At 72.2% G+C, this 25,305-nt stretch carries 24 protein-coding genes; 13 read left to right on the top strand and 11 right to left on the bottom strand.

Annotated elements, in window-relative coordinates:
* Positions 1-606: a response regulator transcription factor gene (locus AB0C15_RS27695; protein WP_357356720.1), complete on the bottom strand. Its 606-nt coding sequence runs from the start codon at positions 604-606 to the stop codon at positions 1-3.
* On the bottom strand, positions 603-1,757 hold the full coding sequence (locus AB0C15_RS27690) for a histidine kinase (protein WP_357356718.1): 1,155 nt from the start codon (positions 1,755-1,757) through the stop codon (positions 603-605). Before AB0C15_RS27690 ends, AB0C15_RS27695 begins: the two co-directional genes overlap by 4 nt.
* Before the next feature lie 132 nt (positions 1,758-1,889).
* Between AB0C15_RS27690 and AB0C15_RS27685 the strand changes: the two genes are divergently transcribed.
* Positions 1,890-2,804, top strand: coding sequence for a hypothetical protein (locus AB0C15_RS27685; RefSeq protein WP_357356716.1), 915 nt, complete (start codon positions 1,890-1,892; stop codon positions 2,802-2,804).
* 93 nt (positions 2,805-2,897) lie between these two features.
* Positions 2,898-4,631 (top strand): DEAD/DEAH box helicase, encoded by a 1,734-nt coding sequence (locus tag AB0C15_RS27680; RefSeq protein WP_357356714.1) that lies wholly within the window; start codon positions 2,898-2,900, stop codon positions 4,629-4,631.
* A gap of 53 nt (positions 4,632-4,684) precedes the next feature.
* Here the strand turns inward: AB0C15_RS27680 and AB0C15_RS27675 are convergent, their stop codons facing one another.
* The 4 genes from AB0C15_RS27675 to AB0C15_RS27660 form a co-directional block, all read right to left on the bottom strand.
* The gene (locus AB0C15_RS27675) at positions 4,685-5,089 is read right to left on the bottom strand and encodes a DoxX family protein (RefSeq protein ID WP_357356712.1); all 405 of its coding nucleotides are present in this window, start codon (positions 5,087-5,089) and stop codon (positions 4,685-4,687) included.
* A 140-nt stretch (positions 5,090-5,229) separates the two neighbouring features.
* Complete coding sequence (gene lon / locus AB0C15_RS27670; protein WP_357356709.1) at positions 5,230-7,560, bottom strand: endopeptidase La; 2,331 nt, start codon at positions 7,558-7,560, stop codon at positions 5,230-5,232.
* 28 nt (positions 7,561-7,588) lie between these two features.
* Entirely contained in the window at positions 7,589-8,464 is an 876-nt protein-coding gene (locus AB0C15_RS27665) for a manganese catalase family protein (RefSeq protein WP_357356707.1), read from the bottom strand.
* Between the two features lie 83 nt (positions 8,465-8,547).
* Positions 8,548-9,279, bottom strand: coding sequence for a HAMP domain-containing sensor histidine kinase (locus tag AB0C15_RS27660; protein WP_357356705.1), 732 nt, complete (start codon positions 9,277-9,279; stop codon positions 8,548-8,550).
* Positions 9,280-9,377: 98 nt separating this feature from the next.
* Here AB0C15_RS27660 and AB0C15_RS27655 point away from each other — a divergent pair, with 98 nt between their 5' ends.
* Both AB0C15_RS27655 and AB0C15_RS27650 read left to right on the top strand, forming a co-directional pair.
* Positions 9,378-9,986 (top strand): response regulator transcription factor, encoded by a 609-nt coding sequence (locus AB0C15_RS27655; protein ID WP_357356703.1) that lies wholly within the window; start codon positions 9,378-9,380, stop codon positions 9,984-9,986.
* A 144-nt stretch (positions 9,987-10,130) separates the two neighbouring features.
* Positions 10,131-10,478 carry an Lsr2 family protein gene (locus tag AB0C15_RS27650; RefSeq protein ID WP_357356701.1) on the top strand — a complete coding sequence of 116 codons (348 nt, stop codon included), beginning with the start codon at positions 10,131-10,133 and terminating at the stop codon, positions 10,476-10,478.
* A gap of 127 nt (positions 10,479-10,605) precedes the next feature.
* On the opposite strand, the gene AB0C15_RS27645 is transcribed toward AB0C15_RS27650, so the two are convergent.
* Together AB0C15_RS27645 and AB0C15_RS27640 are read right to left on the bottom strand one after the other, a co-directional pair.
* Positions 10,606-11,868 carry a hypothetical protein gene (locus tag AB0C15_RS27645; RefSeq protein WP_357356699.1) on the bottom strand — a complete coding sequence of 421 codons (1,263 nt, stop codon included), beginning with the start codon at positions 11,866-11,868 and terminating at the stop codon, positions 10,606-10,608.
* 295 nt (positions 11,869-12,163) lie between these two features.
* Positions 12,164-13,039: a DUF2726 domain-containing protein gene (locus tag AB0C15_RS27640; RefSeq protein ID WP_357356697.1), complete on the bottom strand. Its 876-nt coding sequence runs from the start codon at positions 13,037-13,039 to the stop codon at positions 12,164-12,166.
* A 164-nt stretch (positions 13,040-13,203) separates the two neighbouring features.
* On the opposite strand from AB0C15_RS27640, the gene AB0C15_RS27635 reads away from it, so the two are divergent.
* From AB0C15_RS27635 to AB0C15_RS27615, 5 genes are all read left to right on the top strand, one after another.
* Positions 13,204-13,395, top strand: coding sequence for a hypothetical protein (locus AB0C15_RS27635; RefSeq protein ID WP_357356695.1), 192 nt, complete (start codon positions 13,204-13,206; stop codon positions 13,393-13,395).
* Positions 13,392-13,754, top strand: coding sequence for an Asp23/Gls24 family envelope stress response protein (locus AB0C15_RS27630; protein WP_357356693.1), 363 nt, complete (start codon positions 13,392-13,394; stop codon positions 13,752-13,754). Before AB0C15_RS27635 ends, AB0C15_RS27630 begins: the two co-directional genes overlap by 4 nt.
* A 1-nt stretch (position 13,755) precedes the next feature.
* Positions 13,756-14,277 carry a DUF6286 domain-containing protein gene (locus tag AB0C15_RS27625; protein WP_357356691.1) on the top strand — a complete coding sequence of 174 codons (522 nt, stop codon included), beginning with the start codon at positions 13,756-13,758 and terminating at the stop codon, positions 14,275-14,277.
* Positions 14,274-14,822 (top strand): hypothetical protein, encoded by a 549-nt coding sequence (locus AB0C15_RS27620; RefSeq protein ID WP_357356689.1) that lies wholly within the window; start codon positions 14,274-14,276, stop codon positions 14,820-14,822. Before AB0C15_RS27625 ends, AB0C15_RS27620 begins: the two co-directional genes overlap by 4 nt.
* 90 nt (positions 14,823-14,912) lie before the next feature.
* On the top strand, positions 14,913-15,638 hold the full coding sequence (locus AB0C15_RS27615) for a helical backbone metal receptor (protein ID WP_357356800.1): 726 nt from the start codon (positions 14,913-14,915) through the stop codon (positions 15,636-15,638).
* A 16-nt stretch (positions 15,639-15,654) separates the two neighbouring features.
* Here AB0C15_RS27615 and AB0C15_RS27610 read toward each other — a convergent pair whose 3' ends face one another.
* Positions 15,655-16,611: a TerC/Alx family metal homeostasis membrane protein gene (locus AB0C15_RS27610; protein WP_357356798.1), complete on the bottom strand. Its 957-nt coding sequence runs from the start codon at positions 16,609-16,611 to the stop codon at positions 15,655-15,657.
* 191 nt (positions 16,612-16,802) lie between these two features.
* Between AB0C15_RS27610 and AB0C15_RS27605 the strand changes: the two genes are divergently transcribed.
* Positions 16,803-17,195 carry an FKBP-type peptidyl-prolyl cis-trans isomerase gene (locus AB0C15_RS27605; protein ID WP_357356687.1) on the top strand — a complete coding sequence of 131 codons (393 nt, stop codon included), beginning with the start codon at positions 16,803-16,805 and terminating at the stop codon, positions 17,193-17,195.
* A 243-nt stretch (positions 17,196-17,438) separates the two neighbouring features.
* Here AB0C15_RS27605 and AB0C15_RS27600 read toward each other — a convergent pair whose 3' ends face one another.
* Positions 17,439-17,825: an STAS domain-containing protein gene (locus tag AB0C15_RS27600; RefSeq protein WP_357356685.1), complete on the bottom strand. Its 387-nt coding sequence runs from the start codon at positions 17,823-17,825 to the stop codon at positions 17,439-17,441.
* Positions 17,826-18,086: 261 nt separating this feature from the next.
* Here AB0C15_RS27600 and AB0C15_RS27595 point away from each other — a divergent pair, with 261 nt between their 5' ends.
* On the top strand, positions 18,087-19,103 hold the full coding sequence (locus AB0C15_RS27595; RefSeq protein WP_357356683.1) for an SMP-30/gluconolactonase/LRE family protein: 1,017 nt from the start codon (positions 18,087-18,089) through the stop codon (positions 19,101-19,103).
* Between the two features lie 402 nt (positions 19,104-19,505).
* Here AB0C15_RS27595 and AB0C15_RS27590 read toward each other — a convergent pair whose 3' ends face one another.
* Positions 19,506-20,774, bottom strand: a complete 1,269-nt coding sequence (locus AB0C15_RS27590) for an Ig-like domain-containing protein (protein ID WP_357356681.1) — start codon at positions 20,772-20,774, stop codon at positions 19,506-19,508.
* Between the two features lie 1,334 nt (positions 20,775-22,108).
* Here AB0C15_RS27590 and AB0C15_RS27585 point away from each other — a divergent pair.
* Entirely contained in the window at positions 22,109-23,083 is a 975-nt protein-coding gene (locus tag AB0C15_RS27585) for a sugar phosphate isomerase/epimerase (protein ID WP_357356679.1), read from the top strand.
* 23 nt (positions 23,084-23,106) lie between these two features.
* A complete protein-coding gene (locus tag AB0C15_RS27580; RefSeq protein ID WP_357356676.1) occupies positions 23,107-25,206 on the top strand; it encodes a PQQ-dependent sugar dehydrogenase in 2,100 nt (699 codons plus the stop codon).
* Positions 25,207-25,305 lie beyond the last annotated feature (99 nt).

Below are 25,305 nucleotides of genomic sequence, written 5' to 3'. Positions count from 1 at the left end.
TCAGAGCCAGCCGTTGTCCCGGGCGGTGCGCACCGCCTCGGCACGGTCGGCGGCGCCGAGCTTCTGCGCGGCGGCGGAGAGGTGGTTGCGGACGGTGCCGGTGGACAGGTGCACCCGTCGGGCGATCACCGCGACCGGCGCGCCGACCTCGGCCAGCCGAAGCGTCTCCAGTTCCCGTGGGGTCAGCGGGCACGGAGGCAGGGTCAACGCGTCGGCGGCCAGCGACGGGTCGACGTAGCGACCTCCGGCGTGCACCCGGCGGATCACGTCGGCGAGTGCCCAACCCGGAGAGCCCTTGGGCAGGAACCCTCGGGCACCTGCGGTCAGCGCCTGGCGCAGGTGGCCGGGGCGACCGTGCCCGGTCAGCACGACCACCGCGCAGTCGGGTCGGACCCGGGTCAGCTCGGCGGCCACCGCGATGCCGTCCAGGCCGGGCATCTCCAGGTCCACCACCGCCACGTCCGGGCGGTGTGCCAGGGCGGCGGTGACCGCTGTCGGCCCGTCGGAGGCGTGCGCCACCACCTCGATGTCCGCTTCCAGGCTGAGCAGCGCGGCGACGGCGACCCGGATCAGGTCCTCGTCGTCGGCGAGCAGGACGCGGATCACGACCGCGCCGGCACGGTGGCTTCGAGGGTGAAGATCGTGTCCTCCCGGTGTACCCGTAACTCGCCCCCGGCGGCGGCGAGCCGGTCGGCCAGCCCCCGCAGGCCGTGGCTGTGCGCGTCCGGGCCACCGCCGTCGGCGCCGTCGTTGGCGACAGTCATCCTGGCCACGTCGGCCTCCCGATCGATGTGGATCCGGCACCAGTCGGCGCGGCTGTGGCGCAGCACGTTGGTGCTCGCCTCGCGCAGGACCGCCGCCAGTTCGACGGCGGCGCTCTGCGGCAGGTCCGCCGGTGGCGGCCGCACCGTGCACCGCACCCCGCAGGAGCGCAGCACCCCCGCCACCGCGGTGAGCTGTTCGTCGAGGTCGACGGCGCGATAGCCGTGCACGGTCTCGCGTACCTCGCTCAGCGCGGATGCCGCCAAGCGTTGCACCTCGGCGGCCTCCCGGCCAGCCCGCTCCGGGTCGACCGGGGCGAGCCGAGCGGCGAGTTCGGCCTTCAACGCGATCACGGTGAGGTGGTGCCCCAGCACGTCGTGCACGTCGCGGGCGAAGCGCAGCCGCTCCTCGGTGGCGGCCAGCCGGGCCTGGGCGGCCTGGCCCTGCCGGGCCTCCACCAGCAGGTCCCAGAACCAGACCTGGAACCCGTTGACGGCGGCGACGGCCACGCCGATCCCACCGGTCACCGCGAGGTGGCGCGGGACGGAACCGCCGGTCCACCAGGCCACCGCGACCGCCACCGCCAGGACACCGGCCGCGACTGCCAGCGCGGCCCGCCAGCGCACCAGCAGCGGCGTCATGCCGATCAGCGCCGCACCGAGCCAGGCCCAGGTCGGCCAGCTACCGGCCGCCACCGGACCCACCAGCGGAACGGTGAGCACCGCCGCCCCGACCAGGCTCAGCTCGGCGCGACGCCGCCAGCGCGGGTCGAGCCACGGCGTCACGGCCGCGTACAGGACGACGGTCTGGGCGATGACGAAGGCGAGGATGCCAACCGCGCCGAGGGCCACCCGGACCGGGTCGGGCTCGCGGGTCAGGCCGACCGCCGGTAGCAGGACGCTCGCCCAGACGCCGGTGGCCAGCGACACCAGCGTCGCCTGCCGGGCGCGACGCAACCGGCGGTCCGCCCGGGGGGTCAGCGCCTCGCTCGCCACGCACCGATCCTAGGACCGCGCAGCGCGCGGTCCACCCCTGCGAATCGTCACGGTCGGACCGTGCGGTCCGCACGGTTTTTCCGTGACGAAGCGGTCTGCCGGCCGCACCGGGGACACCGGCAGGGTCGAGGCATGGAAAACACTCGGATGTACGCGGACAACGTCACCGCCGTACCGTCGCCCACGCCCCTGCCCACCGCCGACCCGGTGCCCCCGCGGCCGACGCCGACCCCCGCGGCACCGACCGGCAGCACGCGGCGGCTGCTGTGGCACCTGGGCGAGATGGCGCTGGCGATGGTCGCCGGGATGCTGCTGCTCGGGCCGTTGTGGGAGCTGGCCGGCACCGCCCTGAGGGTCGCCGACGCGCTGGCCCGGCCGGACGTCGCCGCGCTGGTGATGGCCACGAACATGACCGTCGGGATGACGGTGTGGATGCGCTACCGGGCGCACCACTGGCGCGGGGTCGTCGAGATGGCCGCCGCGATGTACGTGCCGTTCCTGCTGCTGCTGGTGCCGTGGTGGGCGGGCCTGCTGGACGCCGACGCCCTGATGCTCGGCGGTCATCTGCTGATGGTGCCGGCCATGGTGCTGGTGGCGGTGCGTCATCGGCACGAGACGCCGGTGCCGATCCGCAGGCATCCGGCCGTGGTGGCGCTCGCCCGCCACTGGCCGAGCGGGCTGGCGCTGCTGCTGACGGTGGACATGTGGGTCGACCCGACCGTGCTCAGCCCGTGGACGATGCTGGTGCTGCCCGGCGGCTACCTGCTGATCGGCGCGGCCCGCCGCACCCTGGGCGGGCGGGGAGTGCTCGCCGTCCAACTCGCCGGTCTGGTCGTCTGGGTCGCCCTGACGCTCGTCGCCCTCACGGTCGGGGGGCGGACGGCCTCGTGGCTGGTGGCGTTGGGGTGGCTGACGCACGCCGGCTGGGACCTCGTCAACCACCGCACCGGCCGGGTGGTGCCGCGCGGGTACGCCGAGTTCTGCGGGGTGCTCGACGTGGCCCTCGCCGGGGTGATGGTGCTTGCCATCCTGACCACCGATGCCTGACCACGGCCGTCACCGGGGTCGTGGAACGGGCTCGGGACCGCTCTTGTGGCAGTCGCCGCAACGGCCCGGACGGCGTGATGAAAAGCTTGGCGCATGAGTTCCGCACCTGCACAGCACGACGCACCGACTGACGCCACCCCCGACGGCACCGACGAGGCGAGCGCCTTCACCGAACTCGGGCTGCGCGCCGAGCTGCTGGGCGCGCTCGCCGCCCTCGGGTACGAGGAGCCGACCCCCATCCAGCGGGAAGCCATCCCACCGCTGTTGCAGGGTCGGGACCTGCTGGGTCAGGCGGCCACCGGCACCGGCAAGACGGCGGCGTTCGCGCTGCCGCTGTTGAACCTCATGACACCCCACCGTCAGGGCGGCGACCCGGTGGCGCTGGTGCTGGTGCCGACCCGGGAGTTGGCGGTGCAGGTCTCCGAGGCGTTCCACCGCTACGGCAAGGACCTGGGGGCCCGGGTGCTGCCGATCTACGGTGGGCAGCCGATCGGGCGGCAGCTACGGGCACTCGACAGCGGCGTCGACGTGGTGGTGGCCACCCCGGGACGGGCCCTCGACCACATCGCCCGGGGCACCCTGCGCCTCGGTGGCCTGGCCACGGTGGTGCTCGACGAGGCCGACGAGATGCTCGACATGGGCTTCGCCGAGGACATCGAGGCGATCCTGGAGCACGCCCCGGCGCAGCGTCAGACGGTGCTCTTCTCGGCCACCATGCCGTCGCGCATCGACGGGATGGCCCGCCAGCACCTGCGCGAGCCGGTGCGGATCGAGATCGGCCGGGAGCAGCCGGTCGCCGGTGAGGCGCCCCGGGTGCGGCAGAGCGCGTACATCGTGACCCGGGCGCACAAGCCGGCCGCGCTGGGCCGGGTGTTGGACGTGGAGTCCCCGACCGCGGCGATCGTGTTCTGCCGCAGCCGGGAAGAGGTCGACCGGTTGACCGAGACGATGAACGGTCGGGGCTACCGCTCCGAGGCGCTGCACGGTGGCATGAGCCAGGAGCAGCGCGACCGGGTCATGGGCCGGCTGCGGGCGGGCACCGCCGACCTGCTGGTCGCCACCGACGTGGCGGCCCGTGGGCTGGACGTCGAGCAGTTGACCCACGTCGTCAACTACGACGTGCCGTCCGCTCCGGAGTCGTACGTGCACCGGATCGGTCGGGTGGGTCGGGCCGGCCGCGAGGGCGTGGCGATCACCCTCGCCGAGCCGCGCGAGCACCGGATGCTCAAGACCATCGAGCGGGTCACCGGCCAGCGGATCACCATCGACAAGATCCCCACCGTGGCCGACATGCGGACCCGTCGGTTGGAGCTGACCCAGGCCGCCCTGCGGGAGAGCCTGCTGGAGGACGACCTCGACCCGTTCCGGGTGATCGTGGAGACGTTGACCGACGAGTTCGACCTGATGGAGGTCGCCCTCGCCGCCGTGAAGCTGGCCCACGAGGTGACGTCGCCGGGCTCCGACGACGAGGAGGAGATCCCGCAGGCTCCGGTCCGGGGGCCGCGCGAGGGTCGGTCCGACTCCGGTGGCCGGGGCGGCGACCGGCGGGGCGGGGGCCGGCCCCGCTCCGGCGGCGGCAACACCGTGCAGGTCTTCGTCGGCCTGGGTCGACGCGCCGGGGTGCGCCCGCAGGACCTGGTCGGCGCGATCACCGGGGAGACCGGCATCCGTGGCCGGGACATCGGCTCGATCGAGATCGCCGACCGGTTCTCGCTGGTGGAGGTGCCGCAGGGGGTGGCCGACGAGGTCATCTCCGGCCTGCGCTCCAGCACGATCAAGGGCCGCAAGGCCACGGTGCGCCGGGACCGCGGCGGCGACGAGCGCTGAGCGCGTCGTCGGCGACCGCCGGGGTACGACGGTCGCCGGCGACGCGACTGCGATCAGAGGGGGTACGGCCCGAAGCGGCCCCAGGCCACCAGCGCGGCGAGGACGAGCAGCGCCACGCACGTCACGATGCCCTGGATCTCCAAGGTGCGCCGCTCCGGCGCGGTGGCCGTGCGTACTCCGTGCAGGTGCACCACGGTGCCGCCGATCATGATGATGACCAGCCCGAGCGCGGCGAGCGGAGTGAGCACCGTGGCGATGCCGGTGAGGGCGGGCAGCAGCAGCCCGATGGCGGCCAGCAGTTCCAGGGCGCCGATCGCCTTGACCTGGACCGGCGTGGCGGCCTTCGTCCAGCCCATCGTCTCGTGCAGCTTCTCCTTGGGTTGGGTCAGCTTGACCACGCCGATGCCGCCGAAGATCGCGGCGAGCAGGATCTGAACGATCCACAGCACCAGGTTCACAGGGGTTTCCTCCGGGGGTACCGCCCTGCGGCGGAGAGGTAGTTGACGTCTCAAGCACGACAGTACGGTCCTGCGGGACCCGAGCACAGCGACAGGCCCCCGCCGTCTCGTGAGCGGCGGGGGCCTGTCGCTGTGGTACGTCAGACCGCGAAGAGCGCCGGACCGTCGAGCGTCTTCACGTCGGCCGGGCGCAACGCCAGGGCGAGCACGTCGGCCACGTCGGCCAGGGTGTGCACGGTCAGCGCCTCGCGCACCTCGGTCGGCAGGTCGTCCAGGTCGGGCTCGTTGCGGGCCGGGATGATCACCTCGGTGAGGCCGGCCCGGTGCGCGGCGAGCAGCTTCTGCTTCACCCCGCCGATCGGCAGGACCCGCCCGGAGAGCGTGACTTCACCGGTCATCCCGAACTCGGGGCGGACCGGGCGTCCGGTGACGAGCGACGCCAGGGCCGTGACCATGGTGATGCCGGCGCTCGGACCGTCCTTGGGCACCGCGCCCGCCGGGAAGTGGACGTGGATCCGGCGTCCCGCCAGGGCGTTCGGGTCGATGCCGAACCGCCGCCCATTGGAGCGCAGGTAGGAGAGCGCGATCTGCGCCGACTCCTTCATCACGTCACCGAGCTGCCCGGTCAGGGTCAGCCCCGGCTCGCCCTCCATGCTCGTCGCCTCGATGAAGAGCACGTCCCCACCGGCGCCGGTGACGGCCAGGCCGGTGGCCACGCCGGGCACCGCGGTGCGCTCGGCCGACTCCGGAGTGAACTTCGGCCGACCCAGGTAGCCGGCGAGGTTGTCGGTGTCGACACGTGCCGGCGTCGGGTCCGTCGCAAGCGTCACCGCCACCTTGCGCAGGATCTTGGCCAGGGCCCGCTCGAGTTGCCGGACGCCCGCCTCCCGGGTGTACTCCCCCGCGATCAGCGCGAGAGCCTCGTCGGTGACGGTGACCTCGTCGACGGTCAGCCCGGCCCGCTCCCGCTGCCGGGGCAGCAGGTGGTCGCGGGCGATGGCGACCTTCTCGTCCTCGGTGTACCCGTCCAGGGTGACCAGCTCCATCCGGTCCAGCAGCGGGCCGGGGATGGACTCCACCACGTTCGCGGTGGCCAGGAAGAGCACGTCGGACAGGTCGAGGTCGACCTCCAGGTAGTGGTCCCGGAACGTGTGGTTCTGGGCCGGGTCGAGCACCTCCAGCAGGGCGGCGGCCGGGTCACCGGCGTAGCCGGCGGCCAGCTTGTCCACCTCGTCGAGGAGCACGACCGGGTTCATCGAACCGGCCTCGCGCAGCGCGCGGACGATCCGACCGGGCAGCGCGCCGACGTAGGTGCGGCGGTGCCCACGGATCTCCGCCTCGTCACGGACACCACCGAGGGAGACCCGGACGAAGTTGCGCCCGAGCGCCCGCGCCACCGACTCGCCGAGGCTGGTCTTGCCGACCCCGGGAGGGCCGGCGAGGGCGAGCACCGCGCCGGAGCCGCGACCGCCGACCACGCCGAGGTTGCGCTCGGCCCGCCGGTTGCGCACGGCCAGGTACTCCAGGATGCGGTCCTTCACGTCGGCCAGGCCGGCGTGGTCGGCGTCGAGCACCGCCCGGGCCGCGGCCAGGTCGGTGTTGTCCTCGGTACGCGTGCCCCACGGCATCTCGAGCACGGTGTCCAGCCAGGTACGGATCCAGCCCGCCTCCGGGGAGGCGTCGCTGGCCCGCTCCAGCTTGCCGACCTCGCGCATGGCCGCCTCGCGGACCTTCTCCGGCAGGTCGGCGGACTCGACCCGGGAGCGGTAGTCGGCGGAGCCGTCCGGCTCGTCCTCGCCCAGCTCCTTGCGGATCGCGGCGAGCTGCTGACGCAGCAGGAACTCGCGCTGGGACTTCTCCAGCCCCTCCCGGACGTCACTGTTGATCTGCTCGGTGACCTCCTGCTCGGCCAGGTAGTCCTTCACCCAACCGACCAGCAGCTCCAGCCGGGCGGTGACGTCCGGCGCGGCGAGCAGCTCGGTCTTCTGCTCCAGCGTCAGCCAGGGCGCGTAACCGGCCGAGTCGGCCAGCTCGGAGAGGTCGGTCATCCGCTCCACCGCGTCGATGACCTGCCAGGCGCCGCGCTGCTGGAGCACGGAGGTCACCAGGGCGCGGTACTCGCGGGCCAGCTCCCGGGCCCGACCGGCGTGGGCGGGCTCGTCGAGTTCGGTGGCCTCGACCCAGAGGGCGGCACCGGGGCCGGGCACGCCGGAGCCGATCCGGGCCCGGGACAGGCCACGGATGACGGCGGCGGGCTCACCCTCGGGCAGCCGGCCGACCTTCTCGATGGTGGCCACCACGCCCACGGGTCCGTACTCGCCGTCGATGCGCGGTACGGCCAGCAGCTTGCGGTCACCTGTCGCCCGTGCCGCGTCGATCGCGGCCTGGGTGGTGGGGTCGAGGGTCACCGGGATGACCATGCCGGGCAGCAGCACGGCGTCGGTCAGGGGAAGTACCGGAAGAGTTGCCATCGAACACCTCGCGTTAGTTGAGCGTGTCTCACTCAAGTAACAAAGCGTTCCCCTTGTTCCGACCTGTGACCCAGGCCACTTCCGGGTCGGTGCCGTAGAGCCGGGGGTCACCCGGGGGCAGCACCGGCTCCGGCGCGTTCGCCCGCGGGCTGTCGTCGAACCGGAACTCGCCCTTGCCGTCCGGCGAGGGCCCGGACGCCCAGCGCCCCTGGGCGGCGTCGGTGCCCGAGGAGAAACCCAGGTAGGTGTAGCCGTACTCCGCGGTGAACTCGCCCGAGTCGGGGAACGCCTCCGGCACCGGCATCTCCTCCAGCCCGTCCTCCTTGAGCTGCTCGATCGCCGCCAGCCACATGTTCTGGTGCATGGTGTCGCGGGCCAGCAGGAAGCGCAGCATCTGCTTGACGCCCGGGTCGTCGGTCATGTGGAACAGCCGAGCCACCTGGAGCCGCCCCTGCGCCTCGGCGGTGACGTTGAGATGGAAGTCGGCCAGCAGGTTGCCGCTGGCGGTGACGAACGCGCCGCTCCAGGGCACCCCGTTGGAGTCGGCGGGCAGGGCGCCGCCACCGGCGTGGATGAAGTGCGCCGGGTTCTCGCCGGCATAGGTCGCCGCACCCCCGGGGTCCTCCGCGATCCCCTCGGTCAGCGACAGCGGCGCGCTGTCCAACAGCCGCGTGATCATCGTGACGATCATCTCGACGTGGCCCATCTCCTCGGTGCCGACGTCGAGCAGCAGGTCCTTGTACTTTCCGGGCAGCCGGCAGTTCCACCCCTGGAAGAGATACTGGTTGGCGACGGTCATCTCGCCCCACTTGCCGCCGAGCACCTCCTGCAGACGGCGGGCGAACGCCGCGTCCGGCCCGTCCGGTTTCGCCTCGAACTGCAGATCCTTGACGTGCCCGAACATCGAACCTCCTCGGCACCAGGGACAGGTAGCGAGGCGGTTCCCACCCTGGTGACCCGCGCGGGCCAACCGGCGTCCCGCACGGGTCACCGCAGCGGGCGGGCCATCGGCAGCAGCACCTCCAACGCCACACCGCGCGGACGCAGCCGGTGTGCCCGCAACGCTCCCCCGTCCGTCGCGACGAGCTGCCGCGCGATCCACAGGCCCAGGCCGGACATCCCGACGGCCGGCGCCGGACGCCGCAGCGCGACCAGCAGCTCATCGTCGACCCGACCCTCGTCGGTGACCAGGATGCTCACGCCAGGGCCGCGCAGGGTGGCGTAGAGCCCGACCTGGCCGTCCGGTGGCCCGTGCCGCAACGCGTTCTGCACCAGGTTCACCAGCACCTGTCGGGTTCGCCCGGCCGGCACCGGGCAGGAGGCCGCCAGCCGGGTGGCCCGTGCCCGTCGACGACCGACCGGCACCAGCGCGGCGGCCTCCCGCAGGATGCCCGCAAGCGCGACAGTCGGCTCCGGCTGCGGGGCCGGCGTCAGCACGCCGGTGCCGGCGGTCGCGTCGCACAGCAGGCTCTGCAGGTGGGCGGCCTGGTCGCGGGCCAGCGCACTGATCGCCCGTCGGTCGGCGCTGGTCAGCTCCCGCCCCTCGTCGGCAAGCGCACGGGTCAGCGAGGTGAGGGTGCTGATCGGTGTCCGGAACTCGTGGCACAACACCCGCAGCAGCAACTCCGAATCGGCCGCGGCGGGTCGACTCCCGCTCCGGGTCGGCTCGATCGGTCGCAACCCTCGCAGCAGGTCCCGCAGACCGTTCCGTACGCGCATCCACCCGACTCCTCCCGTACGGTGCGAACCCGCATGATCGGTACCCGCTGGGGAACGGCGCAGACATGCCGGGAGCCTCCACCTTGCGACTCGTCGTCGTGGACGATCACCCCCTCTTCGTCCGCGGCCTGGAGTTGCTGCTCCCGATCACCACCGACGGCCGCGCCGAGGTGGTCGCCTCGACCGGCGACGCCGCGGCGGCGGCGGCGTTGGTCGCCAACTGCCGCCCCGACCTGGCCCTTGTCGACCTGCACATGCCACCGCCCGGCGGCATCCGGGCGATGGCCGCGATCCGGCGGACCACCCCACGGGTACGGGTCGTCGCCATGTCCGGTTCCACCGACCCCGCGCCGGCGCTGGAGGCGCTGCGGGCCGGCGCCGAGGGGTTTCTGCCCAAGACCAGCGAACCGGAGGAGCTGCTGCCCCCGCTGCTGGCCATCCTCGACGGCTGGGCGGTACTGCCGGCCGGCCTGCTCCGCGCCATGCTGCGACCGGCTCGCTTCACCCCCGTCGAACTCGACGGCGAGGAACGGCGGCTGCTGCGGGCGATCGCCACCGGTCGCAGCACCGTCGACATCGCCGAAGAACTGCACGTCTCCGAACGAACGGTGAAACGGATGACCGCCGCCTTGCTGCGAAAGCTGCGGGTCTCGAACCGGGCCGAGGCGGCCGCCCTCGCCGGTCACAGCGGCATCCTGGAGGAATGAGCCCTCGTCATCGGACCGATTCCCGGTTTTGCTCGGTAACGGAATCGCGACGCGCCGAATGAATGGAAGGCATATTGTTGCGGATTACCGGGGTGATAGGTCAGACTTTGGACACATCCCGCCGCACACAGGGAGTAATCGGCAATGGCGAGAAAAGTAATCACGGTCCTGACCGACGACCTCGACGGTGGGAAGGCCGACCGGACGGTTGAGTTCAGTCTCGACGGCGTGGCCTACACGATCGATGTCTCCGACGAGAATGCCGGCGTCCTGCGCAAGGCGCTCGATCCGTACATCAATGCGGGTCGGCGGATCGGTCGCGGTCCGGCAGAGAGCGCCCGTTCCGTCCGACGGCCGGGGCGACCCGCCGGCGCGGGAATGGATCGGGAGCAGAACCGGGCCATCCGGGAATGGGCCGTCAAGAACGGCTACAAGATTTCCGAGCGGGGCCGGATCCCGGTCGAGGTCGTCGAGGCGTACAAGAGCCGCTGACCCGACTCGACGGGGCCCCGCCGGAAACGGCGGGGCCCCGTCGTCTGTACGGGCACCGGCTGCGGCGACGGCGGCCGGCCACCCCGGGTTGTCGCCCCGGGTGGCCGGCCGCCGTCGCCGCGTCAGGTCAGTTGACGTCGATGCGCACCGAGTCGAAGGCGGGGGTCTGGTTGGCCCGCTCCATCATCGGCAGACGGTGCGACCCGTCACCGGCCCAGACGGAGCACTGGGCGGTACCCGACTCCGGCAGACCCGGAATCTGGATCGTCACCTCGTCGGGCTGGGCGCCACCGCGGCCGTCCTCGGTCGCGACGAAGAACGCGGGCACCTCCTGCGGCTCCGGCGGCGCCGTCACGCTGTCCAGCATCCGGCAGGCGGTGTGGAAGTGACCACGGACCAGGCCCTGGTCGTTGAGGAGCGAGCTCTCCACGTAGTAGCCGCCCTGACCGGCGGCCAGGAAGCGGTCCCGGACCAGGTTGCGGGTGCTGACCCGCAGGGTGAAGGGCTGGTTCTGACCGACCTGCTCAGGGAACTGGGTGATCAGCAGCGACGGGTTGTTTGCCGCCGCGCCGACCTCACCGAACTCGGTGCTCACACAGCGGTTGCCGTTCTGGAAACCGTCGTGCGGCTGGAGCCGGCTCTCGTCGCAGTCGTTGGCGAGCACGCCGAGGCCCGCGCCCGGCGCGGTGCCGCCACCATTGTTCCCGCCACCATTGTTGCCACCGCCGTTGTTGCCACCGCCCGGGGTGGTGGTGGGGCTGGTGCCGCCGCCCGTGTTGCCGGTGGGCTGCACCTGGCACTGGGCGAGCTGCGCGAGGCCCTGCGGCCGAGGTCCGACCCGGTCGATGGCGGTGGTGATCCGGTCCAGCACCGCACGCCGCTTGCCGGCCAACGGCTGGAGGATCGCGTTACGGATGAACGCCTCACCCTTGTTGCCCTCGGCCGCCAGCCGGCGGTCCGCCTCGGCGATCTGCGTCTGCAGCTGGGCCAGGTTGCGGTCCACCTCGGCCCGCGCCCGGTCCGGCACCTGCGGCAGCTTGGACGCCACATCCGGGCAGGCGATGGCCGTTCCGGTGCCCACCGTGCCGTCCTTGCCGTCCTCACACTCGGGGACCGACTGCTGTCCGTCACCCCAGTGATTACGCACCCACCGACCGTTCTGCCAGGTCCGGCTGGTCGAACCGCCACCGGTCGGCGCGGTCGCGCCTGGGCTCGGCTCCACACACTGCCCGGCAGCCGGACGCGGCTTATTGGTCCGCCGGTCCTGGGCCGACGAAATCTGAGTCACGGCGACAACTCCGCCGAAGACCGCGAGCGTGCCGACAACTGCCAGCAGACGCTTGCTCCGCGCGTTGCCGGAAGGCCGGCGCGCCCGAGTGGACCTGCGCATCGAATTGCTCTCCTTCTCGATCCGGTACTGGATTTCTGCCCTCGGCGGACCGACGGATGTGAGGTGGCACGCCGCGGCGGTGACCCGCCGTGACCCGCCCGGTAATGCGTCGACGGCCGACGATGCCCTTTCTGCACCGTCTCCCGCGCCCAGCGGACGCGGATGGGGAGATCCTGTTCATTCGCGCAGGAGTACGGGGCCCGGACCGGGAAGGTTCAACTGACTCACAGAAAATTGCCGCGCTCCGGAACCGAGCCGGCGAGCGGCAGGAATCAGCAGGTGAAACGGGCGCGGATCAGTCCGCGCAGAGGTGGTCGAAGGCGAACCCGCCGACCAGTTCGTGGCGACGCTGACTCAGCGCGGCGATCCGCGCGGTCCACTCGGCGCGCGGCGGCAGGTCCGCGACCGCGTTCTGCCGCAGCCGCTCCCCCACGGCGACGGCGGCGAGATCCTCGGCCAGCCGGGCCGCGTCGACACCACAGGAGAAGCGGTGCTCGGTGACCGAGACCTGCTCGACGAGGCACGCGTCGGGGCGTACCTGCACCCAACTCCACCCCTGCACCGGCCCGTCCACCCAGCGGACGTGCAGCCCGCGCACTATCGGGTCGGCCACCTGCCCGGCCACGTACGCCTCGACCGCCGCCGCCCGGGTCAGCGCGCCGAGGTCGTTGACCGGCCCGGTACGCCCGTCCGGCAACCGGCCGAGGATGTCCCGGAAACCCACGGGCGGCGCGTCGGTGTCGGCAGCATCGGCACCGCCGGCGGCGTAGGCGCGCGCGTCGATCACGTACTCGACCAGGCGGCGGCCGTGCTCGACGGCCCGCAGCGTCGGCGAACCGATCCGCAGCACGGGCAGGCCGGCGGCCGCACTCACGGCGTCCTTGAGCCGCTCCACACGCTGCTCCGGCGAGCCGGCGGACGGCACCGGGCCGATCTCCACGGCGACGACCGGGCGGCCGGTGTCAGCGGCGTAGACGACGTAGTCGAAGCTGGCGCGGCTCGCCGAGGTCCACTGGCTGCCGGTGACACCGGGTGGACGGCCGTGGACCAGGTCACTGAGCCGGCGTGCGGCCAGGATCCGGTGGCCGGCGCGGCAGAGCGGCTCGTCGCGCCCCGTCTCGGCGGGCACCGCCCGCAGCCAGCCGCGCTCATCGCTGCCGATGCTCGTCATCTGCCTGATCCATCCGCCGGTCGGTCGAGCCGGGCCGAGTCTAGGTGGTCGATCATGGGGCACCGACTTATGCTGTGACTCAGATCACATGAGCATCGACGTTCCAGGAATGGCCGCCGGGTGTATCCAGCGACCGCCGGTACTGGACCACTCCGGAGGTGACCATGTCGCGACAGCAGTTCGGCTTCCTCGCCGGGTTCCTCGCCGTGGCGGTCTGGGCACTCGCCGGCATCGGCGTGGCCGCCCTCGCCGTCCTCGCCGGCCTCCTCGGCTGGCTGGTCGTCCGGGTACTCGACGGCGACCTCGCGGTGACAGGTCTCGGCGACCGCCGGACCGACGCTCGGCGACGCCGATGACCACCCGCCCGTCGACAGGGGCGAAACCCGGCAACAGCCCGACCGGCTCGGTGCCTCGACCGGACGACGAGGCGGACGTCGCGCGGATCGCGGCGCAGGCCGCCAGCCTCGTACCGGGCGTGTCAGTCGTCCGCCCGGCGGCGGTCCGCCTGGACGACCGGTCCGTCGGGCTCGACCTGCACCTGATCACCTGGTACGGGCACAGCGTGCCGACGATCGCCGAGACGGTCCGCGCGGTGGTCGCCGATCGGGTGACCGCCCAGACCGGGCTCAACGTGGCCGTGGTGACCGTCACCGTGGACGACCTGCTCGTCCCCGGCGTCGACTCCTGCGGGGCCGCCGCACGGGAGGACGGCTGAGGTGCGCACCGCCAACCGGCTCGCCTCCCTGCTGCTGGCCACCGCCCTGCTCGTCGGCGGCGCGGCGGTGGCCGTCCAGGCGCTGTTGCTCACCCTGCGCCGTCCGACGCCGCTCGACACCAGCCGCTGGTTCGACGCGCTGGGCGGCACCCGGTGGGGCGACCCCGCGGTCCGGGCCGTGGCCGCCGGGGCGCTCCTGCTCGGCCTGGCCATCCTCGTCGCCCAACTGCGCCGCTGGGCGCCGGTCCGGCTGCGCACCGACGAGCACGACGGCTGGTATCTGCACCGGCGCTGCGTGGAGCGACGGCTCGCCGACGCCGCCGGCGCGGTGCCGGGTGTCCGCCGCGCCCGCGTCCGGGTCCGACGGCGCGGCGACACGTGGCGTCCCCAGGTCCGCGCGACCGGCGACCCGGCCGCCCGAGCGGAGATCGAGTTCGCCGTACGGCAGGAGTTGCACCGCCTCACCGCACCCCGCCCCGCCCGGATCGACGTCCGGCTGCTGCCTCGTCGGCGGCCGGCATGACCAACACCGAACACCGGCTCCTGTGGACCATCATCGCGCTGCTGCTGGTGCTGGCGGGCGCGGCGACGCTGGCGACCAGCCTCGGCGCGAACCCGGCGGCGGTGCTGCTCAGCGCCGATCTGGTCGACCGATGGCGGAGTGCCGCGCCGTGGAGCACCCTGGCCGCTGCGGTCGCCGGGGCGCTTGTCGCGCTGGCCGGGCAGCGCCTGCTGGCCCGGGAACTGCGCGACCCCGGCGGTACGCTGCGCGGCACCCTGAGCCACCCCGGACGCCGGCCGGGCCGAACCCGGCTACCCACCCACGTTCTGACCGACGCGCTGGTACGCGACCTGACCGGCAACCCCGGCGTACGCCGGGCCCGGGTGGTGCTCACCGGCGCACCACCGCACCCCGACGTGTGGATCCGGGTGGACCTCACCGCCGACGCGCCGACCGCCGTCGTACGCGAGCACGTTCGTGGTGCGGTCCGCCGGTTCGCGGCGACGACCGACTGTCAGCCCGCACACCTCGACGTGACCGCTCGCATCGAGCCGGGCCGCCCCTGAACCCGAGTCGACCCTGAGCCGGGTCGACCCTGAGCCCGAGCCGACCCGGAGGGCATGATCGGTGCACGGGTGGCGAACGGAGGTACGCGGGTGCGGGTGGTGTCGCTGGTGCCGTCACTGACCGAGGCGGTGGCGTCGACGCTGCCGGAAGTGCTGGTGGGGGCAACCGACTGGTGCAGCCACCCGGTCGGGCTCGACGTGGCCCGGGTCGGCGGCAGCAAGTACCCCGACCTGGACCGCGTCCGGGCGCTGCGGCCGGATGTGGTGCTGCTGAACGTGGAGGAGAACCGCCGGGCCGACGCGGAGGCACTGCGGGCGGCCGGCGTGCCGGTGCGGGTCACCTACCCGCGGACCGTCCCCCGCGCGCTGACCGAGCTGGGCGAGCTGCTGACCGAACTCGGCGCGCCGGCGGAGCCGCCCTGGCTGGAGGCCGCCCGCCGGGCATGGGCCACGCCACCCCGGCTGGCGCCCAGCCGCCGCGCGGTGGTGCCGGTCTGGCGTCGGCCCTGGGTGGTGCTCGGCGGCGACACGTTCGCCGGTGACGTGCTACGCCGCCTCGGCGTGGTCAACGCCTACGACGAGCACCCCGAGCGTTACCCCCGCCCGTCCCTAACCGAGTTGCGCGAACAGGAGCCCGACCTCGTGGTACTGCCCGACGAGCCGTACCTGTTCACCGCCGACGACGGGCCGGAGGCGTTCCCCGGCGTACCGTGCGCTCTGCTCTCCGGGCGGCACCTCACCTGGTACGGCCCGTCGTTGGCCGAGGCGCCCACCCTCCTCGCCGACCAGCTGTCCCGGCCGGTGCTGGTCGGCTGACCATCGCCGCGGCGGCTCAGCCGTCGGCGCGGCGGTGGGCGGTCAGGGTGCTGGCGCCGACCGAGACCGCCAGGGTCAGCACCACCACGGCGAGGGTCAACCAGACCGGCAGCTTGCCCACCGGTGTCTCGGCGAGAATCAACTTCAGCCCGGCGAAGGCGAGCAGCAGCGCGAGCCCGTACCGCAGGTAGCCGAAGTGTCGCAGCAACCCGGCCAGGCAGAAGTAGAGGCTGCGCAGCCCCAGGACGGCGAACGCCGTGGCCGTCCAGACCAGGAAGGTGTTGGTGGTGATGGCGAGGATCGCCGCCACCGAGTCGATGGCGAAGACCACGTCGGTGGCCTCGATGGCGACCAGCGCCACCAGCAGCAACGTCGCCAAGCGCCGGCCGGCCACCCGGGTGGTGAAGCGGTCCCCGTGGTAGCGGGCGTCGGTGGGCACCAGCCGCCGGAACAGCCGGACCGCCACGTTGCGTTCCGGGTCGACGTCCGGCTTTCCGCGTACGGCCAGCCGCCAGCCGGTCCAGATCAGGAACGCTCCCAGCACGAAACCGGCCCAGGTGAGTCGGTCCAACAGCCCGGCGCCGGCGAAGATGAACAGCAACCGGAACACGAGCGCGCCCACGACACCCCAGAACAGCACCTTGTGCTGATAGCCCGGCGGCACCTGGAAGTAGCCGAAGAGCAGCGCGAAGACGAACACGTTGTCCACCGAGAGGGCCTTCTCCAGCAGGTAGCCGGAGAAGTACGCGATGGCCGGGTCACCACCGAGGCCCCACCACACGACCAACCCGAAGAGCAGGCCCGCGCCGATCCACACTGCGCTCCACACCAGCGCCTCGCGCAGCTCGATGACGTGGTTGTCCCGGTGCAGGAGCACGTCCACGGCGAGCATCACCGCGATCACCGCGCCGACCGCCGCCCAGGCCCACAGCGGGACCGCGACCGTCGCCTCAGCCACCGACGCCCTCCGCATCGACCACGGCGCACCGCCCGTCACCGGGCCGACCGGCCCTTCCTGAGCGTAGGTGAACACCAGACCGGGCAACTGCGGACCGACGAAGTCGCCGCGGAGCAGGTGGTGGGTCCGCCGCACATCGGTGAGGGGTGATCCGGCAGGATCGACGGTGACCGGACACATCACCCAACACGGCAGGAGATCCCCGCATGAACCAGGCAGCAGGCGCCCAGTCGGGCAAGCCCGAGGTTGGTCCGATCGAGGGTGCACCGCCGGCCGACCTCGTGATCGAGGACATCACCGTGGGCGACGGCCCGCAGGCCGAGCCGGGCCAGCTGGTCAGCGTGCACTACGTCGGCGTCTCGCACTCCACCGGCGCCGAGTTCGACTCGTCCTGGAACCGGGGCGAGGCGTTCGACTTTCCGCTCGGCGGCGGTCAGGTCATCGCCGGCTGGGACCAGGGCGTCGCCGGCATGCGGGTCGGTGGGCGTCGCCGCCTGACCATCCCGCCGCACCTGGGGTACGGCGACCGGGGCGCCGGTGGCGTCATCAAGCCGGGCGAGACCCTCGTCTTCGTCGTCGACCTGCTCGGCGTGAGCTGACCTGTCGCCGGGGTCGCCGGCAAACTCTCGCTGCGCTCGGGCCGCCGGTGTTCTGCCGGCGGCCCCGGCCCCGGCGCCGCTTCCGGTTCTGCCGGCGGCCCCGGCGCCGCTTCCGGTTCTGCCGGCGGCCCGGGCGCCGCTTCCGGTCACGACGGGTGAGGGCCACCTCGTCGGCCCGGTCAGGCTGCCAGTTGCAGGTCGGTGCCCTCGGTCAGGCCGCCAAGTGCAGGTCGGTGCCCTCGGTCAGGCCGCCAGTTGCAGGTCAGTGGCTGCGGTCACCGGCCGACGTGCGGGCGCGATCGGCGAGGCCAGCTCGAGAATCGGCATCACACGGTGCAGCCCGCTGACGCGCAGCACCCGCGCCACCACCGGGCTCGGGTCGACCAGGACCAGCTCGCCACCACAGGCCCGCACCCGCAGGTGCGCGGCGAGCAGCGTGCGAACACCGGCCGCGGAGAGCAGCCGCAGCCCGGACAGATCAAGCTGCAGCACCGGGCGGGCCGGCGCGGACCACAGCGCAGACCGGAACGCGGCCACCGTGGCGATGTCGACCTCGCCCGCCACCCGCATGAGGACCATCTGGTCACCCACGCTGACCTGCACGTCGAGCCGGTCGCTGTGCTCTTCCATGCAGAGAAATCTAGCCCCCACCACCGACACTTTCGCCCCTCGGCGGAGTGATTCCGGGTACGCCCAGGGGCATACCCCGAGGTACTCCGCCTCCCTCTCGGGGTGGAGCCCGGGACCAGAGAGGCTCGTCACGCCGGGTAGTCGCCCGCTCCTGGTCGCAGATGTGCGGACGGACACCCCCGAGCCGGCGCTCACCACCGGACGCCACGCCGCGCGGGTGCGCAGCCCGACGTCGATCGGGACCGGGTGGAGAATAGGTCGGTGCTGATCCCCCGGCCCCGGCCGCCACGCCTGATCCGTCCGGTCCGCGAGCCGGCCACCAACCCGCCGGCACTTGCCGGGCCGTGGGCCCCCACCGACCGCCGGCTCGACCAGGCCGATCTGTTGCCGCTCCCGGCCGGCGCCGTAGGCCCCGAGGACGTGCTCGTCGACGGGACCGGGCGGGTGATCAGCGGCGACGAGGACGGTCGGCTCTGGTGGTGGCCGGTCGACGCGGCAGCCGGCACCCGACCCCACCTGCTGGCCGAGACCGGCGGCCGGCCGCTCGGCATCGAACTGGACCCGGACGGCGAGTCCCTGGTGGTCTGCGACGCGTACCGCGGGTTGCTGCGGGTCACGCCGGACGGCGCGGTACGCGAACTGACCGGGACGGCACCCCCGGTGCACCTGGCCAACAATGCGACGGTGGGGAGCGACGGCACCATCTACTTCACCGACAGCTCCGACCGGTTTCCGGTCTCACACTGGAAACGGGACCTACTGGAGCACCGCCCCAACGGTCGGGTGCTGGCCCACCACCCGGGCAGCGGGCACACCGAGGTGGTGACCGAAGGGCTGTACTTCCCCAACGGGATCGCGCTGACCCCGGACGAGTCGGCGCTGATGCTCGTGGAGACCAGCACCCACCGTCTGCTGCGGGTCGAACTGAGCGGCGGCGTCCGGGTCCTGGCCGACCTGCCCGCGTACCCGGACAACCTCGCCTCGGTGGGCGACGGGACGTACTGGATCGCGCTGCCCAGCCCACGGGTGCCGATCGCCGAACGGCTGCTGCCCCATCCGCGGCTGCGTCAGATCGCCGCTCTGCTGCCCGACCGGATGCAGCCGCAGCCACGCCGCTACGGGCTGGTCGCGCTCGTCGATGACGCGGGCACGGTCCGCCGGACGCTGCACGGCCCGAACGGGTACTACTCAATGATCACCGGGGTACGCCAGCACGGCGACCACCTCTGGCTGGGCAGCCTCACCGGCCCCGGGGTAGCCCGCGTCCCCCTCAACTGACCTCCACCCCGCCGCGCCCATCCTGCACCCACACCGCGCGGGATCCCCACCCGCCGCCCTGATCCCCACCCCACTGCCCTGAACTCCACCCCACTGCCCTGAACTCCACCCCACCACGCCGATCCCCACCCCGCTGCGCCGATCTTGCACTTCCTGTCGCCGAAATGCGGAGAATGCCCCCTTCTGTCGACACAGCAACTGCAAGATCGCGGCACCGGGGAGGTCGCGGCCTCCCGGGCGTTGCGGGCAACAACATCCCCGATGTTGCGGCCCCTTCGGCGTTGGAGGCAGCAACATCGGGGATGTTGCGCGGATCGCGGCGGGGTCACACCGCGAGGTCCTACGGCCGGACGGCCGGCCCGCCGTGGGGGCGAGCCGGCCTCGTCCGGCCGTCCGGGTGTCTCAGCGACCGCTGACCGAGGGGGCGGGGGCGGGCGACCCGCCGGCCACCGCGCCGGGGTGTGCCGGAGTGACAGGCGCGGGCTTGAGCCCGGGCGGAACCGGCAGGGCGCTGCCCTGCGCGAACTCGTCCCAGCTCACGTTCCAGGCGGTCCAGCCGTTGCCCGGTTGCAGCTCCACCTCGGTGCCCTTCACGGTGACCAGGTCACCGACCTGCGTCACCCCCATCAGCCAGTCGGCCGCGGTGGCGGACACGTTCGCGCACCCGTGCGAGACGTTGGTGCTGCCCTGATCCCCCTCTGACCAGGGCGCGGAGTGGATGAACTCGCCACCCCAGGTGTAGCGCTGGGCGTCGTCGACGTCGACCACGTACCCACCGTTCGGCTCGCCCCGGGTGTCGAAGGTGGCCCGCTCGTGCTTCTCCATGATCACCATTTTGCCGCTGGAACTCGGCGTGCTCGGCTTACCCAGGCTGACCGGGATCCGGCGGACCTGCTTGCCGTCGCGCAGCACGGTCATCTGCTTGGTGGCGTTGTCGATCTCCAGCGAGACCTGACGGCCGATCTTGGAGGTCGCGGTCCGTTCGGCGTCGCCGACCCGGTCCTTTCCGATCGGCAGGCCCTCCAGGCCGGCGCGGACGCTGATCGTGGTTCCGGGCTTCCAGAAATCGGGGGCCCGATAATAGACCTGACTTCCATCAGCGAGCCACGACCAGGTGCCCGGCTGCGGCGGATTGGTCTTCACGAACAAGCGCCGCTGGACATCCGCTCTGGCCTCTTTCGGAATTCCCGGGTCGAACGCCACCGTTACCGGCATTGCCGTGCCGTACGTCCGGTTACCGTTGAAATAGAGGGTGCTCGTAATCTGCGGTTTGGTGGATTTGGCCATTGTCGTGAAGGTGGTGGTGCGGGTCGTGGTGGCACCGGAGTCGCCGGTCGCGGTCACCTCGGCGGTGTAGGTCCGTCGTGGTTGCAGCGGCGCGCTCGGCACCCACCCCGACCCGTCCTCGCGCGGCTCGGCGGTGACCTGCTTGCCCTTGTCGTCGGTGAGGCGTACACCGGTGATCCGCCCGCCCTTGACCACGGTGCCCACCTCGGCGCTGACCGGGACGTCCCGGGCCTTGTCCCCCGGCGTCACGGCGAGCTCCGGCGGCGCGGCGTGCTTCTTGGCCGAGCCGTTCGCCGACCCCCGGTCGGCGGTGCACCCACCCAGGACGAGTGGTACGGCCGCGATGGTTACCGCCAACAGCGTCAATGGCCGCCTAGACGTCATCTTCTGTCCCCCCGTTTTCGGCTTCCCTCCGCCACATTCTGACCCGCCCGACAGGAGTATCCGCGGTATTCAGAAATAATCGTCAGCGCATTTAGCCGGCGCATTTTCCTACTATGTTCCAATTGGCGGAACAGGGGTTCAACCGACCCATGTCATGCGCTGTGCTCCGCTTGAGCGACCCATCGTCGACTGTCCGAATGGCGGTATGTGGCACGTGGGTACGGCGGCGTGGCACGTGCGTGGGGGTCTGGGGCGTATGGCACGTGGGCGCGAGTTGCGGTGTGGGGGTGTGCGGGTGCGGACGCTGCGGCAGGGAGATGTGGGCGAGCTGCAGACCCGAGGTTGGGCGGGGCGTGGCGCCCGAGCGTAGGGCAGCACCAGCTCCGAGCGGAATCGGCCCAGACCATCCGGACTCGTGCGGCTGAGCCACCCGACACCAGGCCTGCGGCCTCGCCACCTCGCGAGTCACAGCTATACCCCGGCGCACAGAGTCATGCGCGGCATTTGTCCGTTCCCTGGATGCCAGCACGCTCACCTTGGCTGGTGATCCACTCGGCTTTCATGAGGTCGCGCTGTCAGCAGACCCCGGATACCGCGACTTCCGTGAGCCCGAGTGGATCACGCACCGGGGGACCAGGCAGGTCAGTCGGATCGCGCAAACCGGACCGGCCGGGCAAGGCGGACCGGCCAGGCGAGGCGGACCGGCCAGGCGAGGCGGACCGGGCGGGCGAGGCGGTGCGCGGCGAGTAGAGCGGGGCCGAGCACAGCGGGACGCGGCGCGGCGCAGCGCCGCAAGGCGCAGCACCGCAAGGCGCAGCACCGCAAGGCGCAGCGCCGCAAGGCGCAGCACCGCGACGCTCAGCGCGCCGCAAGGCGCAGCACCGCGACGCTCAGCGCGCCGCAAGGCGCAGCACCGCGACGCTCAGCGCGCCGCAAGGCTCAGCGCGCCGCGAGGCTCAGCACCGCGAGGCGGAACGCGACAAGGGCGGGCCGCGGTGGGGGCGCGAGAAGTAGAAGGTCATGCCGGTGGGCGCACCTCGTGGGCGAGCTTTTGTCAGTTGAAGCGAAACTTCTGCCAAACGCGACGAAGCTTTGCCTTCGTCCGAGGGCAAGGGTAAGGTTTCGATCTAGATAGAGGGTTGCCCATCCGTCGATCAACTTGCCGCCACCTCTGCCGGGTCGCCGCGCTCCGCCCCCGATGGGTGTGGGCCGCACCCGCGTCGTCCTTACCGTCCAGCCGGAGCCCGTCTCCGGCCGGTTCGGCGCGCCCGGCAGACGGCAGTCAGGTCGACCGCCGCCGACGGCGTACCCACCGTCAGGAAGGAACCACCACCATGGATCAACAACTCAACCGACCGGGGCCGACACCGGCGTCCGAGCCGGTCAGCCGGCGTGGAGTGCTGCGGGCCGCGACCGTCTCCGCGGCTGCCGTCGGCGCCGCCGGTCTCCTTGGCGGCCCGGCCGCCGCCGCGCCCGCCGCGCCCGCCGCGTCCGGTGGGCAGGCTCAGGGCCGCCGGCGGGTGCCGGTGGACCGGATCAGCATCCAGCTTTACACGCTGCGTGACCAGCTCGCCGCCGACCTGCCCGGCAGTCTGGACGCGCTGCGCCGGATCGGCTACCGGCGGGTGGAGCACGCTGGCTTCGTGGGCCGCACGGCCGCACAGTTCCGGGCCGCGCTCGACGAGGCCGGGCTGCGTTCCACCTCCGGGCATGTCGGCATTCCGCAGCCGTTCGACGCCGCGACCTGGGAGCAGGCCCTCGCCGACGCCAACGTGGTGGGCTGCAAGAAGATCGTCCATCCGTACTTCGGTCGGGACGCGGCCGGCCAGCCGATCCGGGACCCTGCCGTCTACCGGGCGCTGGCCCGGGATCTGAACAAGGCCGGGCGGCTCGCCGAGCGCGCGGGGCTCGAGTTCGGCTACCACAACCACCAGCTCGAGTTCGTGCCGTTGACCGGCGGCTCGACCGGGTTCGACATCCTCAGCGGGCAGACCGACCCGCGGCTGGTCCACTTCGAGCTTGACCTCTACTGGACGTGGCGTGGTGCGCACGACCCGGTCGACGTGATCCGGGCCAACCGTGGCCGGATCCGCCAGGTGCACGTCAAGGACCTCGACGTCGAGGGTGGTTTCTCCGACCTCGGCGACGGCATCATCGACTTCGGCCGCATCTTCGCGCACGAGCGGGAGGCCGGCATCGAGGAGTACATCGTGGAGCGTGACGACGCGGGCACCGCGCCGCGCTCCCCCGCCGACGCCCTGGACACCGCGCGCGTCGGCTTCGACTATCTCGCTTCACTCCGGTACTGACACCACCTCAGGGGACACACTTGATGAACAGGACCGCATTCGCGTCCGCCCTGCTGCTGGTGACGGCCGGCCTGGCCGTACCGCCGTCGGCAGCCGCCGCGGCCCCGGCCGCGCCGCCGGACAGCAGCTTCCAGAAAGTGACGCTCAACGACTTCCCGGGCGAGCCGATGAGCCTCGCCGTCCTGCCCGACCTGCGGGTGCTGCACACCTCCCGCACCGGTGAGGTCCGCATCCACGACCCCCGCACCGGGCTGAACACCCTCGCCGCCGACATTCCGGTGTACGAGCACGACGAGGAGGGGTTGCAGGGGGTCGCGATCGACCCGAACTTCGCCCAGAACAAGTGGGTGTACCTCTACTACTCACCGCCGATGGACACCCCGGTGGACGACCCGGCGACCCCGGGCGTCAACGAGGGGGACGCGCCGGAGACCGGCACCGAGGCGGACTGGCAGCGGTTCAAGGGCGCGCTGCGACTGTCCCGCTTCAAGCTGGAGGGGATGAAGCTCAACCTCGCCAGCGAGCAGCAGATCATCGACGTGCCGACCGACCGGGGCATCTGCTGCCACGTCGGCGGTCAGATCGACTTCGACAGCAAGGGCAACCTGTACCTGTCGACGGGTGACGACACCAACCCGTTCGCCTCCGACGGTTACATCCCGATCGACGAGCGGGCCGACCGCAACCCGGCGTACGACGCCCAGCGCACCTCGGCCAACACCAACGACCTGCGCGGCAAGCTGCTGCGTATCAAGGCGAAGGCCGGTGGTGGTTACACGGTGCCGGCCGGCAACCTGTTCAAGCCCGGCACGGCGCAGACCCGCCCGGAAATCTACGCGATGGGGCTGCGCAACGCGTTCCGGTTCGCCGTCGACAAGCGCACCGATGACGTGTACGTGGGCGACTACTCGCCGGACGCGTCCAACCCGAGCCCGGAGCGCGGGCCGGCCGGGCACGGTCGGTGGATGCGCGTCGACAAGCCGGCGAACTACGGCTGGCCGTACTGCGTGACGCCGACGATCGCCTACCGCGACTACGACTTCGCCACTGGCGAGTCCGGCGCGAAGTTCAACTGCAAGCGCCCGGTCAACGACTCACCGCACAACACCGGCAAGCGCGTGCTGCCGCCGGTCGAGCAGCCCGAGGTCTGGTACGCGGCCGCCCCTTCGGCCGAGTTCCCGCAGCTTGGCACCGGCGGCATCTCTCCGATGGGTGGCCCGGCGTACGAGTACGACGGGACCAGCACGTCGCGCACCCGCTGGCCGGCCTACTACGACGGGGTGCCGCTGTTCTACGAGTGGTCCCGCGACTACATCAAGGAGTTCCGCCTCGACTCCGACGGTGACGTGACGGACATCCGTCCGGTGGCGCCGTCGATGGTGGTGGACAACCCGATGGACATGGAGTTCGGCCCGGACGGCGCGCTCTACGTGCTGGAGTACGGCGACGGCTATTTCGCCGAGAACCCGGACGCGCAGCTGTCCCGGATCGACTTCGTCCGGGGCAACCGGACCCCGATCCCGAAGATCAGCGGTACGCCCACCGTCGGGCAGGCCCCGCTGACCGTCGCGTTCTCCAGCGCCGGCACCACCGACCCGGACGGTGACAAGCTGAGCTACGCGTGGGACTTCAACGCGGACGGCTCGGTGGACAGCACCGCTCCGAACGCGAGTTGGACGTTCCCGGAGAACGGCTCGTACAACCCGACGCTGAAGGTGACCGACCGGACCGGACGGTCCGCCTCGGCTACCCTGCCGCTCGTGGTCGGGCCGACCGCACCGATCGTCGAGTTCGTCGCCCCGGAGGCCGGTCAGCCGTTCCAGTTCGGGCAGACGGTCGCGTACGAGGTGAAGGTCACCGACGACCTGCCGGTGGACTGCTCCCGGGTGAAGGTCACCTACGTGCTCGGGCACGACGAGCACGGGCACCCGTTGTCCACGTCGACGGGCTGCACCGGAAGCATCCCCACCTTCCTCGACGGTGGGCACAGCGGCGCGGACAACCTGACCGCGGTGTTCGTCGCGGAGTACACCGACGCGCCGACCGACCCGGGCGTACCTCCGCAGTCCGCCTCGGCGACCGTGGTGCTCGACCCGACCCCGGTGGCCGGCCTGGCCGGCTGACCCCGCGAGACGATGACAGTGGCGGGGGCCGGGTGACAACGGGCGCCGCCCCCCGGGGGGAAGCCCCCCGGGGGCGCACCGACAGGAGCGGTGCAACGG

Origin of the sequence: Micromonospora sp. NPDC048835 (assembly GCF_040649995.1) — a bacterium.
In the GTDB taxonomy this organism is placed as follows: Bacteria; Actinomycetota; Actinomycetes; order Mycobacteriales; family Micromonosporaceae; genus Micromonospora.
The sequence above is the reverse complement of the archived record's forward strand: the minus strand, read 5'-3'. Positions and strand labels throughout refer to the sequence as shown.

Coding starts and splice junctions, on each gene's coding strand:
- AB0C15_RS27630 (WP_357356693.1), top strand. CDS start 13,392: ATGACCACCCGCCCGTCGACAGGGGCGAAACCCGGCAACAGCCCGACC.
- AB0C15_RS27685 (WP_357356716.1), top strand. CDS start 1,890: ATGGAAAACACTCGGATGTACGCGGACAACGTCACCGCCGTACCGTCG.
- AB0C15_RS27660 (WP_357356705.1), bottom strand. CDS start 9,279: ATGCGCGTACGGAACGGTCTGCGGGACCTGCTGCGAGGGTTGCGACCG.
- AB0C15_RS27645 (WP_357356699.1), bottom strand. CDS start 11,868: ATGCGCAGGTCCACTCGGGCGCGCCGGCCTTCCGGCAACGCGCGGAGC.
- AB0C15_RS27640 (WP_357356697.1), bottom strand. CDS start 13,039: ATGACGAGCATCGGCAGCGATGAGCGCGGCTGGCTGCGGGCGGTGCCC.
- lon (WP_357356709.1), bottom strand. CDS start 7,560: ATGGCAACTCTTCCGGTACTTCCCCTGACCGACGCCGTGCTGCTGCCC.
- AB0C15_RS27620 (WP_357356689.1), top strand. CDS start 14,274: ATGACCAACACCGAACACCGGCTCCTGTGGACCATCATCGCGCTGCTG.
- AB0C15_RS27590 (WP_357356681.1), bottom strand. CDS start 20,774: ATGACGTCTAGGCGGCCATTGACGCTGTTGGCGGTAACCATCGCGGCC.
- AB0C15_RS27680 (WP_357356714.1), top strand. CDS start 2,898: ATGAGTTCCGCACCTGCACAGCACGACGCACCGACTGACGCCACCCCC.
- AB0C15_RS27585 (WP_357356679.1), top strand. CDS start 22,109: ATGGATCAACAACTCAACCGACCGGGGCCGACACCGGCGTCCGAGCCG.
- AB0C15_RS27600 (WP_357356685.1), bottom strand. CDS start 17,825: ATGGAAGAGCACAGCGACCGGCTCGACGTGCAGGTCAGCGTGGGTGAC.
- AB0C15_RS27580 (WP_357356676.1), top strand. CDS start 23,107: ATGAACAGGACCGCATTCGCGTCCGCCCTGCTGCTGGTGACGGCCGGC.
- AB0C15_RS27635 (WP_357356695.1), top strand. CDS start 13,204: ATGTCGCGACAGCAGTTCGGCTTCCTCGCCGGGTTCCTCGCCGTGGCG.
- AB0C15_RS27650 (WP_357356701.1), top strand. CDS start 10,131: ATGGCGAGAAAAGTAATCACGGTCCTGACCGACGACCTCGACGGTGGG.
- AB0C15_RS27665 (WP_357356707.1), bottom strand. CDS start 8,464: ATGTTCGGGCACGTCAAGGATCTGCAGTTCGAGGCGAAACCGGACGGG.
- AB0C15_RS27605 (WP_357356687.1), top strand. CDS start 16,803: ATGAACCAGGCAGCAGGCGCCCAGTCGGGCAAGCCCGAGGTTGGTCCG.
- AB0C15_RS27610 (WP_357356798.1), bottom strand. CDS start 16,611: ATGCGGAGGGCGTCGGTGGCTGAGGCGACGGTCGCGGTCCCGCTGTGG.